12 protein-coding genes and 1 pseudogene are annotated in these 12,359 nt (G+C 72.4%); 7 read left to right on the top strand and 6 right to left on the bottom strand.

Annotation, left to right across the window (positions count from 1 at the left end):
- Nucleotides 1-47 precede the first annotated feature (47 nt).
- The 3 genes from CA983_RS00410 to CA983_RS00405 all read left to right on the top strand — a co-directional run bounded on the left by CA983_RS00410 (nucleotide 48) and on the right by CA983_RS00405 (nucleotide 1,861).
- Nucleotides 48-809 (top strand): GntR family transcriptional regulator, encoded by a 762-nt coding sequence (locus CA983_RS00410; protein WP_086598837.1) that lies wholly within the window; start codon nucleotides 48-50, stop codon nucleotides 807-809.
- A gap of 299 nt (nucleotides 810-1,108) precedes the next feature.
- Nucleotides 1,109-1,237, top strand: coding sequence for an alpha/beta fold hydrolase (locus tag CA983_RS49075; protein ID WP_341866625.1), 129 nt, complete (start codon nucleotides 1,109-1,111; stop codon nucleotides 1,235-1,237).
- A 12-nt stretch (nucleotides 1,238-1,249) separates the two neighbouring features.
- Entirely contained in the window at nucleotides 1,250-1,861 is a 612-nt protein-coding gene (locus CA983_RS00405) for an alpha/beta fold hydrolase (protein WP_341866624.1), read from the top strand.
- 42 nt (nucleotides 1,862-1,903) lie between these two features.
- Here the strand turns inward: CA983_RS00405 and CA983_RS00400 are convergent, their stop codons facing one another.
- Together CA983_RS00400 and CA983_RS00395 are read right to left on the bottom strand one after the other, a co-directional pair.
- On the bottom strand, nucleotides 1,904-2,629 hold the full coding sequence (locus CA983_RS00400; RefSeq protein ID WP_086598836.1) for a class I SAM-dependent methyltransferase: 726 nt from the start codon (nucleotides 2,627-2,629) through the stop codon (nucleotides 1,904-1,906).
- Nucleotides 2,630-2,633: 4 nt separating this feature from the next.
- Entirely contained in the window at nucleotides 2,634-3,197 is a 564-nt protein-coding gene (locus tag CA983_RS00395; RefSeq protein ID WP_086598835.1) for a PadR family transcriptional regulator, read from the bottom strand.
- 69 nt (nucleotides 3,198-3,266) lie between these two features.
- Between CA983_RS00395 and CA983_RS00390 the strand changes: the two genes are divergently transcribed.
- From CA983_RS00390 to CA983_RS00375, 4 genes and pseudogenes are all read left to right on the top strand, one after another.
- A complete protein-coding gene (locus CA983_RS00390; protein ID WP_086598834.1) occupies nucleotides 3,267-3,665 on the top strand; it encodes a nuclear transport factor 2 family protein in 399 nt (132 codons plus the stop codon).
- 69 nt (nucleotides 3,666-3,734) lie between these two features.
- Nucleotides 3,735-4,562, top strand: coding sequence for a class I SAM-dependent methyltransferase (locus tag CA983_RS00385; protein WP_086598833.1), 828 nt, complete (start codon nucleotides 3,735-3,737; stop codon nucleotides 4,560-4,562).
- 246 nt (nucleotides 4,563-4,808) lie between these two features.
- On the top strand, nucleotides 4,809-5,948 hold the full coding sequence (rho, locus tag CA983_RS00380) for a transcription termination factor Rho (protein ID WP_086598832.1): 1,140 nt from the start codon (nucleotides 4,809-4,811) through the stop codon (nucleotides 5,946-5,948).
- Nucleotides 5,949-6,123: 175 nt separating this feature from the next.
- Nucleotides 6,124-6,960, top strand: a pseudogene (locus tag CA983_RS00375) (D-alanyl-D-alanine carboxypeptidase family protein); the annotation flags it as partial.
- A gap of 59 nt (nucleotides 6,961-7,019) precedes the next feature.
- Here the strand turns inward: CA983_RS00375 and CA983_RS49070 are convergent.
- From CA983_RS49070 to aspA, 4 genes are all read right to left on the bottom strand, one after another.
- Nucleotides 7,020-8,405 (bottom strand): glycosyltransferase 87 family protein, encoded by a 1,386-nt coding sequence (locus tag CA983_RS49070; RefSeq protein ID WP_086598830.1) that lies wholly within the window; start codon nucleotides 8,403-8,405, stop codon nucleotides 7,020-7,022.
- The gene (gene mptB, locus CA983_RS00365) at nucleotides 8,402-9,796 is read right to left on the bottom strand and encodes a polyprenol phosphomannose-dependent alpha 1,6 mannosyltransferase MptB (RefSeq protein WP_086598829.1); all 1,395 of its coding nucleotides are present in this window, start codon (nucleotides 9,794-9,796) and stop codon (nucleotides 8,402-8,404) included. Before mptB ends, CA983_RS49070 begins: the two co-directional genes overlap by 4 nt.
- A 158-nt stretch (nucleotides 9,797-9,954) precedes the next feature.
- Complete coding sequence (locus tag CA983_RS00360; RefSeq protein WP_086598828.1) at nucleotides 9,955-10,878, bottom strand: glutaminase; 924 nt, start codon at nucleotides 10,876-10,878, stop codon at nucleotides 9,955-9,957.
- A gap of 45 nt (nucleotides 10,879-10,923) precedes the next feature.
- Entirely contained in the window at nucleotides 10,924-12,336 is a 1,413-nt protein-coding gene (gene aspA / locus CA983_RS00355) for an aspartate ammonia-lyase (protein WP_086598827.1), read from the bottom strand.
- Between the last annotated feature and the right edge of the window lie 23 nt (nucleotides 12,337-12,359).

The following is a 12,359-nucleotide window of genomic DNA, read 5'->3' as shown; positions in this document are numbered from 1 at the left end:
GCACCGAGCCCGCACGGCTACCGAACGTCACCAACAGGAGGTGGGGCATGGCCCGCACCACCCCGCACGACCACCCGCCCGCCGAAGGAGAGCCCCTGTACCGGCGGATCGCCACGGAGTTGCTCGGCGAACTGCGCGACGGCACCGTGCCGCCCGGCGAACGGCTCCCGGGCGAGCGGCGGCTGGCCGGGCACTTCGGGGTCAGCCGGGAGACCGTACGGCAGGCGCTGGAGCTGCTGCGCCGCGACGGTCTCGTCGCCACCGACCGGCGCGGCAGCCACACCACGCTGCCGGGCCTGCCGGTCGGGACCCCGGCCTCGCTCACCTTCCCGGTCGGCGCCCGGGCCGCGACCCCGGGCACGGTCGCCCGCGCCACCGTCGCCTGGGAGCCGCCCCCGCCGGACCACGCCGAGGCCCTGGGACTGGCCCCGGGCCGGCCGACCCTGATCCACCGCTACCGGTACGCGACGGCCGACGGACACGGTCTGCGTACGGCCGTCACGTCCTTCTCGGCCGTGGCGCTCGCGGAGGTGGAGGAGCTGGCCCGCTACCGCGACCGCGCCGACGGCACCGCCGCCGCGCACCTGCGGCGGGCCTACGACTGGATGCGCCGGGCCGGTCTGACCCTGCACCACCGCGACGCCATCACCCGCCTCACAAGCACGCCGTCGGTGCGGGTCACGCGGCGCGTGCACGACCAGTACGCGCGTCCGCTGGAGATCACCGACCTGGTGGTGGACGCCCAACAGGACGCTCTGGTCTACGAGTTCACCGTGCCGGGCCGGACGCCGACGCCGAGCGGCGCGTGAAGCGGCCAGGGTCGTTCAGACCCCGGACCGGGTACGCCCCGGCCCCGCTGCCCCGGCCCGACGGCCCCCGCGCCGTCGAGGGCCATCGGTCACTCGTTCGGCGGGCCGCTCACGCGGATTCCCGCCGGGCGGGGCCGGTCCCCTACGGGCACCGCCGGCGCGAGCCCGGGATCACGGAGATCATCGAGAGGAAGCTCGGGATCACACCCCGATGCCCCACCGAGAGGATGCTTCATGAGCACGTTCACCACGTCCGACGGAACCGAGATCACTACAAGGACTGGGGCGAGGGGCAGCCCGTGGTGTTCAGCCACGGCTGGCCCCTCAACGCGGACGCCTGGGACGGTCAGGCCCGTCTGGTCGCCGAGCACGGGTTCCGGGCGATCGCGCACGACCGCCGCGGGCACGGCCGCTCGGGTCAGCTGTAGCAGGGCAACCACATGGACCGGTACGCCGACGACCTGGCCGAGCTGATCGAGACGCTGGACCTCAACGACGCCGCCCTGGTGGGCCATTCGACCGGCGGCGGAGGTGGCCCGTTACATCGGGCGGCACGGGACCGCGCGGGTCGCCAAGGCCGTGCTGCTGGGCGCGGTGCCGCCGCTGATGCTGCGGACGGAGGCCGATCCGGAGGGGACTCCGAAGGACGCCTTCGACAGGATCCGCGCGGCCGTGGCGGCGGACCGCTCGCAGTTCTACTGGGAGTGAGCGAGAGCTTCTACAGCTTCAACCGGCCCGGGGCCGCCCCGTCGGAGGGCGTGCGGCGGGCGTTCTGGATGTGGAGCATGCAGGCGGGGCTGAAGGGCGCCTACGACTGCGTCGCCCAGTTCTCGGAGACCGACTTCACCGAGGATCTGCGGCGGATCGACGTGCCGACGCTGGTCGCGCACGGCGACGAGGACCAAATCGTGCCGATCGGCGCCTCGGCCCAGCGGACCGCCCAGTTCGTCAAGGACGCGACGCTGAAGGTGTACCCGGGCGCCCCGCACGGTCTGGTGGACGACTTCGAGAAGGCGTTCAACGACGATCTGCTGAACTTCCTGCGCGGCTGACCAGTCCGGCGTCCGGACTGACTAGTCCGGCGTCCGGACTGACTAGTCCGGCGTCCGGGCGACGACCAGGCGCACCCGCGGGCTGCCGTCCCGTCGCCGCCCGAACTCCGGCAGCGCGTGGAGTTCCACCCGGAAGCCGGCCCTGGTGAGCTCACGGCGTACGTCCCCGAAGCGGAACGTGCGGTAGTACATGACGAACGGAGGCCGCCACAGCGCGTTGCGCACCCGCATCACCGTGTCGAAGCCGAGCAGCATCCAGTAGCCGAGCGAGCCCGGGCGGGGCGGGGCCACCAGCGGAAACGCGAAGCAGCCGCCCGGCCGCAGGACGGAGCGGACCTGCGCGAACAGTCCGGGCAGCTCGCGAGGCAGGAAGTGCCCGAAGGCCCCGAAGCTCACCACCAGGTCGAAGGCGGGCCCGAAGGGCAGGGCGCGGGCATCCGCACGCACGAAGGAGACCGGCGGCCCCGCCGGCCGGACCCGCTCCCGGGCCACGTCGAGCATGCCGGCGCTGAAGTCGACACCGACGACCCGCTCCCGGCACACCCCTGCCAGCACGCCGACACCCGCGCCGGTGCCGCAGCACAGGTCGAGTCCGGTGTCGAAGGGTCCCGTCCGCCGCAGGGCCGACTCGACGGCGTCGAGGACCGCGTCGGGCGTCCGGAAGGGGGTGTGGTCGAACTTCGGTGCGAGGAGGTCGTAGCCACGCTGGACGGACGACAGCGCCTGGACGGCGAGCTCGCGCAGACTGGGGCCTTCGGGGCTGAACATCGGCTCAGCCTAGGGGAGCGCGCTGCTCGAGGATCGTCAGTACGCGCGCGCACCAGCGGAGGTTCTCCTCCTCGAAGGCGATGCCTCCCATGAGCGTGAGGTACGGGCCGATGCGGTCGGCCTCCCGCAGGTACTCCTCCTCGCTGCGGCCGGCCAGGAGGCGTTCGCGGACACGCTCGTAGCGGGCGAGCTTGCCGCGCGACCACGCCTCGCGCTCCTCGACCAGTGCACGGGTGGCCTCGGGGTCCGCACCGTCCATGGCCTGGATCTTGATGAGGAGTTCGTCGCGGATGGCGGTGGGCCGGCGGGGCGGTGTGACGGCGAAGGCACGCAGGTCCTGGCGGCCCGCCTCGGTGAGCGTGAACATCCGCTTGTCGGGCCGCCGTTCCTGGCGTACCACCCTGGCCTCGATCAGCCCGTCCTGCGCGAGACGCTCCAGCTCCCGGTAGAGCTGCTGCGGGGTCGCGGCCCAGAAGTTCGCGAGTGACACGTCGAACACCTTGGACAGCTCGTAGCCCGAGGCCTCGCCCTCCAGGAGGGCGGCCAGCACGGCGTACTTGAGAGACATGTGGACACAGTATCAATGGTTGATTAATCTAACCCACACCTATTCAATAATTTGACTAAGGACGGTCCGATGCGTGCTTTCCGTGAGGCGGTCGAGGCTCTCGACCTCGACGCCGCCGAGGCGCTGCTGGCGCAGGACGTCGTCTTCACCAGCCCGGTCGTGTTCAAGCCGTACACCGGAAAGCCGATCACGGCGGCGATCCTGCGGGCCGTCTCCGGTGTCTTCGAGGACTTCCGCTACGTGCGCGAGATCAACGACGTGAACGGCCGTGACCACGCCCTGGTCTTCACCGCGCGGGTGGGTGACCGGGAGATCAACGGCTGCGACTTCATTCACGTCGACGAGGACGGGCTCATCGACGAACTGACCGTGATGGTGCGCCCGTTGTCGGCGGCGCAGGCCCTGGCAGCGGCCATGGGCGCGCAGTTCGAGCGGATCGCCGAGGAGGCGCGGGCGCGCTCGGTGTGAGCGACACGTCCGGCGGTCCGTTCCCCCGATCTGCCGCATCCCGCGGCCCGTTCGCGGTTGGATGGCCCCATGACGTCCGCCGAGCACGACCGGCTGATGCGGGCCAACCAGGCGAACTGGGACGCCCGCACGCCCGTCCATCTCTCCAGCCGGTTCTACGGCCTCGACCGGGACCCCGACCCCGAGCGCTGGTTCGCTCCCTGGGAGTGGGAGGACCTGGGCGAGCCGGCCGGCCGTGACGTGCTGCATCTCCAGTGTCACCTCGGCACGGAGACGATCGCCTTCGCGCGGCGCGGCGCCCGGGCCGTCGGCCTCGACTTCTCCGAGGCGTCCGTGGCGGCCGCGACCGGCATCGCCGCGAAGGCCGGCGTGGACGTGACGTACGTGCGGGCGAACGTGTACGACGCCGACGAGGACCTGGACGGGCGGCGGTTCGACATCGTCTACACCGGCAAGGGCGCCCTGTGTTATCTGCCCGACCTGAACCGGTGGGCGGAGGTCATCGGCCGGCTCCTGCGTCCCGGCGGGCTGTTGTACGTCGTCGAGTTCCATCCGCTGCTCAACTCGCTCGGCCCGAAGCCCGCTCCGGGCGAGGGCCCCGAGCTGCTCCTGCGCCACGACTACCTGGGCGGCGGCGGTCCCGTGCACCGGGACGCGACCCACACCTACACGGACGGACCGGCCGTCGAGGGCGCCACGGACAGTTACGAGTGGATGCACGGAACAGGAGAGGTCGTCAACGCGTTGACGGCAGCGGGACTGGCCGTTCGGCGGCTGCGGGAAAGCGACGAACTTCCCTGGCCGCGCTGGCCGCAGATGGTCCGTACGGAGTCCGGCTGGTGGCGGCTGACCGCGCCGCGGATCCCGCTGCTGTACGGCCTGCTGGCCACGCGCTGACGCGCATCTCTCTCCCCCGGCGCACCGTCGGGTGGTAGCCTGCGGACAGCACTTGTGTACGCCCCTTCTGTGGGCGCCGGTGCGGTTCTCCCTTTCTCTCCATCGTTTCCAGCACCTGACGTGCTCTGTCGTATCCCAGGTGCTGTTCCCCGCCGCCGGAGGCGTGCCCCAGGCCCCTCCCCTCGCGGCTCTCTCCCCTTCCCTTCGCATGTCCCATGCCTGCCGTCCGTGAAAGGACACATCACCATGACCACCACACTCGACACCCCAGCCCAGCAGCAGACCGAGCCCCGGACCGCCCTCGGCGTCCTCGACATCGACGCGAGCGGGAAGGGTCACCTGCGCGGCGAGAACTGCCTGCCCGCACCCAGCGACCCCGCGGTCTCCCCCGCCCTGATCCGCCGCCACGGCCTGCGCAAGGGCGACCTCGTCGAGGGCGCCCTGGGCGACCGGCGCGGTCTCACCGACGTCGCACGGGTCGACGGCCGTACGCCCGCTGAACTGCGCGGCCGTCGGCACTTCCGGGATCTGACGCCCCTGCATCCGCACGAGCGCCTCCGCCTCGAACACCCGGCCGCCGGACTGGCCGGTCGGGTCGTCGACCTGATGACACCGGTCGGCAAGGGCCAGCGCGGGCTTCTCGTGGCCCCGCCCAAGACCGGCAAGACCGTCATCCTCCAGCAGCTCGCGGCCGCCGTCACCGGCAACCATCCCGAGTGCCGGCTGATGGTGCTGCTGCTCGACGAGCGGCCCGAGGAGGTCACCGACATGCGGCGCAGCGTGCGGGGCGAGGTGTACGCCTCGACCTTCGACCGGAGCGCCAAGCAGCACATCGCGCTCGCCGAGCTCGTGATCGAGCGGGCCAAGCGGCTCGTCGAGGCGGGCGAGGACGTCGTGATCCTCCTCGACTCCCTCACCCGGCTGTGCCGGGCGCACAACAACGCGGCCGCCTCCGGAGGGCGCATCCTCACCGGGGGCGTCGACGCGTCCGCGCTGACCGGCCCCAAGCGGTTCTTCGGCGCCGCCCGGTCGGCCGAGGAGGGCGGTTCCCTCACGGTCCTCGCGACGGCACTGGTGGAGACCGGCTCCCGGGCCGACGACTTCTACTTCGAGGAGCTGAAGAGCACGGGCAACATGGAGCTCCGCCTGAGCCGCGAGCCGGCCTCCCGCCGCGTGTTCCCCGCCGTCGACATCATTCCCTCCGGCACCCGTCGCGAGGAACTCCTGCTGCCCCCGGCCGAGTTGACGGCCGTGCACGGACTGCGGCGCGTGCTCCAGAACCGGGACGGGCAGGGCGCCCTGGAGACCCTCCTGGAACGCCTGCGCGACACTCCGGACAACGCGACGTTCCTGCGGCGCATCCAGCCGACGCTGCCCTCGGGCTGAGGCGCGGCTGTCACGTCGGCCGGCTCCGCCACCCGCCCGGACGTTCATCTCCGCCTGCGCCGGCGTCGCGATCATCACGGCCACCGCCGGCCGCACGTGCGGCATCCGGGTGCTCGCGCGTGGTGTCCGGCCCGGTCGTCGCGGCACGGAGCACATCCGTTTCTACGTTGATCGTATGATCATCGGATTCTCTTCCCGGGTGGCCGTGTCCGCCTGTGCGCTCTGTGCGGCAGGGCTTCTGGCCCTGATGCCCGCCGCGGCGGCCAGTTCCGGCCGGGCGGAACCCAGTCCGCCGGCCGGGCCGAGGGCGGCGGCCCCGCACCCCTCGCTGCTGTACCGGCCCGGCACGCAGGTCCGCCCGCGCGCCGGGGCGCCCCGCCTCCCGGAGACCTCAGCGCTGTCCTGGCTGGTGGCCGACGCCCGCACCGGCGAGGTGCTCGCCGCCCACAACGCGCACCGCAGGCTGCCCCCGGCCAGCACCCTGAAGACCCTCTTCGCCCTCACGGTGCTGCACACGCTGCCGGCAGGCATCCGGCACACGGTCCGCGAGGAGGAACTCCGGGGCATCGGAGCCGGCAGCAGCCTGGTCGGGCTCACCGAGGGCCGTACCTACCGCGTCGACGACCTGTGGCGGGGGGTCTTCCTCAACTCCGGCAACGACGCCGTGCGCGTCCTGGCCGAACTCAACGGCGGCTGGCGGGCCACGGCTGAGCGCATGCAGGCCAAGGCCCGGTCCCTCGGCGCCCGCGACACGCGCGTGGTCTCCCCGGACGGCTACGACGCGCCGGGCCAGGTGTCGTCGGCGTTCGATCTGGCGGTCTTCGGCCGGGTCGGGCTGCGCAACCCCGACTTCGCGCGGTACTGCGCCACCGTCGAGGCCCGGTTCCCGGGCGGCGGAGGCTGGTCGTACCCGATCCGCAACACCAACCGGCTGCTGAGCGGCGCCCGTGGTGTGAAGCCGTACCGGGGGCTGATCGGCATCAAGAACGGCTACACCAGCAAGGCGGGCAGCACGCTCGTCGCGGCGGCGCGGCGGGAGGGGCGCACCCTCGTCGTGACGGTGATGAACCCTCAGGAGGGCGGCGGCTCCGCCGTGTACGAGGAGGCCCGCTCGCTGCTCGACTGGGGGTTCAAGGCGGGCAGCCGGGTCGATCCCGTGGGTTCGCTCGACGCGTCGAGGGCTGCCGCCCCACCGGCGGCGAAGACTCCGCCCGCCGTCGCGGCCGCCGTGCCGGAGGAGGCCGGCTCCGGCTGGACGAACGCGGGGCTGATCGCGGGTGCCGCCGGGCTGGGTGCGGCGGTCGTGGTGCTCGTGCTGCGGCTGCCGGTCCGCCGGTCCGGAGGCTGCTGACCGGCCGGCAGCCACAGCAGCAGGCCCAGGGTGATCCAGGCGTAGGCGTTGCTGCCCAGGAACCCGTCGACGCCGGACGCGTCGTCGAACCACAGCCACACCACGCTGGTGCACAGCACCGCGTACAGAGCGGCCGCGATCCGGACGTGCCCGGTGCGGATCAGCACGGCGAAGGACGGCAGCAGCCACACCAGGTGGTGCACCCAGGTGATCGGGCTGACGAGACAGGCGGCGAGGCCGGTCAGGGCGAACGCCGCCGTCCAGTCCCCCGCGGCGACGGCCCGGCGGGCCCGTAGTGCCCACACGCCGAGGAGCAGCACAACCGCCGCCGCCCACACCGCCCGGTCCGGTTCGCCCAGCCGGGCCAAGATGCCCTGCACCGACTGGTTCGAGACGTAGCCGAGGCGGCCCACCCGGTTGGTGTCCCACAGCGCCTCGGTCCAGTAGAAGCGTGAGGCGTCGGGGTCCGCCGATGCCGCGAGGGCCGTGGCACCGAGCGCGACGACCGTGGCGACGGCCGCCGCGCGCCACCTCCTGGCCACCAGCAGCAGACCGATGAACAACGCCGGCGTCAGCTTGATCGCGGCCGCGAGCCCGATGCCGATGCCCGCCCAGCGTGTGCGTCCGGTGGCGAGCAGTGCCGCGTCGGTGAGCACGAGAGCCAGCAGCAGCAGGTTCACCTGGCCGAAGCTGAGGGTGTCGCGGAGCGGTTCGAACAGCGCGAGGGCACAGGCGGTCAGGGCCCAGCCGTACCAGCCGTGGCGCCGCCAGGCCGGCCCCGCGAGCAGCCGCACGACCAGCACCAGGGCCGCCAGGTTGAGCAGCAGGGCGGCGGCGATCGCGGTATGGAGGTCCAGCAGGGCCATCGGCAGCATGACGACGGCGGCGAACGGCGGGTAGGTGAAGCCGTACGGCGTGCCGGGGACCCGGTAGTCGTAGATGCGGCCGCCGTGGTGGACCCAGTTGTCGATGCTTCCGTAGTAGACGCGCAGATCGAACCAGTCGCGCAGCAGCGGCACGGTCGCGGTGAAGACCGTCACCAGCGTGGCGAGGGCGAGCACGAGCAGCAGTCGTCCGCGGTCGGTGCGCGGCGGGGCCGGGGTCATGCCGTGCGTCCCAGCGCCGGGGCCAGCTCGGCCTGGTGGGCCTGCCACAGCACGACGACCGCGAGTGCGCCGCCGGAGACGGCCAGCACGAGCTGCCCGGTGTCGGCCGGGCCGCCGCTGGGCAGCACGCAGAGCGCGAGCACGCCGGTCACGGCCGCCATGCGATGGCGTACGGAGGTGCTGGGCGCGGCGGCGGCGATGAGGAACAGGCCCCACAGGGCGTACCAGGGGCGGATCGCCGGGCCGAGCGCGGCCACCGCCGCCAGGCTCAGGCCCAGCGCGTACACCGGTCGCGGGCGCAGCCGGAGCCATATCAGGACGATCGCGACCCCGGCCGCCACGACGCCCAGCGTGTGCCAGGCGGGGATCGCCAGGGGCGCGAGATCGCTGCCGAGGTGTTCCAGCAGGGCCCGGGTGGCGCGGCCGAGCAGGGTGGTCAGGGCCCAGTTCTGGGGTGAGACGGGGGTGGTCAGGGCGCCGATCCAGCCGTATCCGGTGCCCGCCGCGGCCGTGGCCGCGACGGTCGTCCCCGCGGCCGCGACGGCGGTCGTCACGAGGGCCTTCGCCGTATCGCGGCCCGCGCGGACCTGGAGGACGACGACCGCGGCAAGACCGAGCACGGCGGGCGCCTTGACCAGCGCGGCGAGCGTGACGAGGATGGCGCCGAGGAACGGCCACCGGCCGAGCGCCGCCACCAGGCCGATGCCGAGCAGCCCCAGCATGACGGCGTCGTTGTGGGCGCCCGCGACCAGGTGCAGCAGGACGAGCGGGTTGAGGGCGCCCAGCCACAGCGCGGCGGCCGGGTCGGCACCGCTGTGGCGGGCGAGGCGGGGCAGCGCGGCCGCCATCAGGGCCACGCCGGCGAGGGCGACGAGCCTCATTCCGAACAGTCCGGCCGGCACTTGATCGCGCGTCAGCGCCGACAGGGCCGCCGCGACGGTGAGGAACACCGGGCCGTACGGGGCGCCGGTGTGCCGCCAGAGCGGGGCGACCTCGTCGGCGAGCGGGCCGCCGAGGCGGGACGGGCCGTGCGCGTACACGTCCATGTGTGCGTCGACCATAGCCCCCTGGGCGAGGTAGCTGTACACGTCCCGGCTGAACAGCGGCGGGGCGAGCAGCAGCGGGGCGGCCCAGACGGCGAGGACGAGCAGCAGGGCGCGGGGAGCGGGCGGTCTCGGTCCACGGACCAGCCGGCCCAGCAGCGCCCAGGCCGCGATCAGCAGGACGAGTCCGAAGTACACCCCCACCAGGCCGAGGGCGGCGCGCGCGGAGGCCGGGTGGAGGAGGTCCCGTACGGGCAGGGCTCCGGCCGTCTCACCGCCTGCCGCGAGGAAGGCGGTACCGGCCAGACCGAGTATCTGGCAGCGGCGGAGATCGACGGGGAAAGCCATGGCCAACACTCGGGCAGCGTGTCAACGCGGGGTGGCTTCACGGCGACGTGGAGCCCTCTGGAGGGAAGCGGGAGTGTGACCGGGCGGTGATCAGGTGAGGGCCGGCGGGGGCCGGAGAGCATCTGCCCGGTTCGGTGATGTGCGGACGGGAATTCCTGTCAGAACACCGACAGTCCGGTCAGTGTCGTGAATCTGTCCAGGGCCGCCACGCCCGCCACCGAGTTGCCCCGTTCGTCCAGGCCCGGGCTCCACACGCACAGTGTGCAGCGGCCCGGGACGACCGCGATGATGCCGCCGCCCACGCCGCTCTTGCCGGGCAGGCCCACGCGGTAGGCGAAGTCGCCCGCCGCGTCGTACGTGCCGCAGGTCAGCATGATCGCGTTGATCTGCTTGGCCTGGCTGAGGCTGAGCAGACGGGTGCCGTCGGCGCGGATGCCGTGCCGGGCGAGGAAGGCGGTGGCGAGGGCGAGGTCGGCGCAGGACGCCGCGATCGAGCACTGCCGGAAGTACTGGTCGAGCAGGACGGGTACGGGGTTGTCGATGTTGCCGTAGGACGCCATGAAGTGGCCGAGCGCGGCGTTGCGGTCGCCGTGCGCGGATTCGGAGGCCGCGACCTCCTTGTCGAAGGTGAGGTCCTCGTTGCCGCTCTCCGCCCGCAGGAACGCCAGCAGTTCGCCCGACGCGTCGCCGGTCCGGGTGTGCAGCCGGTCGGTGACGACGAGGGCGCCCGCGTTGATGAACGGGTTGCGCGGGATGCCGTTCTCGTACTCCAGCTGCACCAGGGAGTTGAAGGGGTTGCCGGAGGGCTCGCGGCCCACGTGTTCCCACAGGGCGTCGCCCTCGCGGGCCAGGACGAGGGCGAGGGTGAAGACCTTGGTGATGGACTGCGCGGAGAACGGCCGCCGCCACTCCCCCACGCCGTACACCGTGCCGTCCGGCTCGGCGACGGCCATGCCGAAGCTGCGCGGGTCGCGGGCGGCGAGCGCCGGGATGTAGTCGGCGGCCCGGCCACGGCCGGGAGTCCGCTCGATCTCCTCGGCGATGCGCTCCAGGACCGGCTGGAAGGTGGTCGACGACGTCATGATCCCGATTGTCCCTCCGTGCCGGTCCCGGTGCGCTCGCGTACGTCAGGCCGCCGGAGCCGGGCCGCTGCCGGCCAGGACCTCCGGGCGCAGCAGGCCGGCGAGCGTCTCGGCGGGCAGCAGGCCCTTCTCCAGGACGAGTTCGGCCACGCCCCGGCCGGTGGCGAGGGCCTCCTTGGCGATGTCGGTGGCGGCCGTGTAGCCGATGTGCGGGTTGAGGGCGGTGACCAGGCCGATGGAGTTCTCGACACTCGCGCGCAACGCCTCGGTGTTGGCGGTGATGCCGTCCACGCAGCGCTCCGCGAGGGTGAGGCAGGCGGCACGCAGGTGCGTGATGGACTCCGACAGCGAGTGCAGGATGATCGGCTCGAAGGCGTTGAGCTGGAGCTGTCCGGCCTCGGCGGCCATGGTGATGGTGACGTCGTTGCCGATCACCTCGAAGGCGACCTGGTTGACGACCTCGGGGATCACCGGGTTGACCTTGCCGGGCATGATGGACGAACCGGCCTGGACCGGCGGCAGGTTGATCTCGCCGAGCCCGGCGCGCGGGCCGGAGGACAGCAGCCGCAGGTCGTTGCAGCTCTTGGAGAGCTTGACCGCGATGCGCTTGAGCACGCCGGACATCTGGACGAAGGCGCCGCAGTCCTGGGTGGCCTCGACCAGGTTGGCCGCCGTCACCAGCGGCAGGCCGGTGATGGCCGCGAGGTGGCGGCGGGCCGACTCGGCGTATCCGGCGGGGGCGTTGAGGCCGGTGCCGATCGCCGTGGCGCCGAGGTTGATCTCATGGATCAACTGGACGGCCTCGGCAAGACGGGACCGGTCCTCGTCAATCATGACGGCGTACGCGGAGAACTCTTGACCCAGCGTCATGGGTACCGCGTCCTGCAACTGTGTACGGCCCATCTTGAGCACGTCGCGGAACTCGACGGCCTTGCGGGCGAAGGCGTCCTGGAGGACGGACATCGCGTCGAGCAACCCGCGCACCGCGAACACCGTCGCGATCTTGACAGCGGTCGGGTAGACGTCGTTCGTGGACTGGCCGAGGTTGACGTCCTCGTTCGGGTGCAGGTACCGATACTCGCCCTTGGCGTGACCGAGCAGTTCCAGCGCCCGGTTCGCCACGACCTCGTTGGCGTTCATGTTGGTGGAGGTGCCGGCGCCGCCCTGGATCACGTCGACCACGAACTGGTCGTGCAGCTCGCCGTCGCGGATCTCCCGGCAGGCGGCGACGATCGCGGCGGCCTTCTTCGGGTCCAGCAGGCCGAGTTCCTCGTTGGCGAGGGCGGCGGCCTCCTTGACGGCGGCCAGTGCGTCGATCAGGTGCGGGTAGGCGGAGATGGGCATGCCCGTGATGGGGAAGTTCTCCGTGGCCCGCAGGGTGTGCACACCCCAGTAGACCTCGGCGGGAACATCACGGTCGCCGAGCAGGTCGTGTTCGGAGCGGGTGGCGGCGGTCATGAGGGTGAGGGTCCTCTTCTTCT

Source organism: Streptomyces swartbergensis (genome assembly GCF_002148965.1).
GTDB lineage: Bacteria > Actinomycetota > Actinomycetes > Streptomycetales > Streptomycetaceae > Streptomyces > Streptomyces swartbergensis.
This window is presented reverse-complemented; position numbering and strand designations above follow the sequence as displayed.

Excerpts from the sequence above, each read along its gene's own strand:
- CA983_RS00410 (WP_086598837.1), top strand. The coding sequence starts at position 48 with ATGGCCCGCACCACCCCGCACGACCACCCGCCCGCCGAAGGAGAGCCC.
- CA983_RS00405 (WP_341866624.1), top strand. The coding sequence starts at position 1,250 with ATGGACCGGTACGCCGACGACCTGGCCGAGCTGATCGAGACGCTGGAC.
- CA983_RS00400 (WP_086598836.1), bottom strand. The coding sequence starts at position 2,629 with ATGTTCAGCCCCGAAGGCCCCAGTCTGCGCGAGCTCGCCGTCCAGGCG.
- CA983_RS00395 (WP_086598835.1), bottom strand. The coding sequence starts at position 3,197 with ATGTCTCTCAAGTACGCCGTGCTGGCCGCCCTCCTGGAGGGCGAGGCC.
- CA983_RS00390 (WP_086598834.1), top strand. The coding sequence starts at position 3,267 with ATGCGTGCTTTCCGTGAGGCGGTCGAGGCTCTCGACCTCGACGCCGCC.
- CA983_RS00385 (WP_086598833.1), top strand. The coding sequence starts at position 3,735 with ATGACGTCCGCCGAGCACGACCGGCTGATGCGGGCCAACCAGGCGAAC.
- rho (WP_086598832.1), top strand. The coding sequence starts at position 4,809 with ATGACCACCACACTCGACACCCCAGCCCAGCAGCAGACCGAGCCCCGG.
- CA983_RS49070 (WP_086598830.1), bottom strand. The coding sequence starts at position 8,405 with ATGACCCCGGCCCCGCCGCGCACCGACCGCGGACGACTGCTGCTCGTG.
- mptB (WP_086598829.1), bottom strand. The coding sequence starts at position 9,796 with ATGGCTTTCCCCGTCGATCTCCGCCGCTGCCAGATACTCGGTCTGGCC.
- CA983_RS00360 (WP_086598828.1), bottom strand. The coding sequence starts at position 10,878 with ATGACGTCGTCGACCACCTTCCAGCCGGTCCTGGAGCGCATCGCCGAG.
- aspA (WP_086598827.1), bottom strand. The coding sequence starts at position 12,336 with ATGACCGCCGCCACCCGCTCCGAACACGACCTGCTCGGCGACCGTGAT.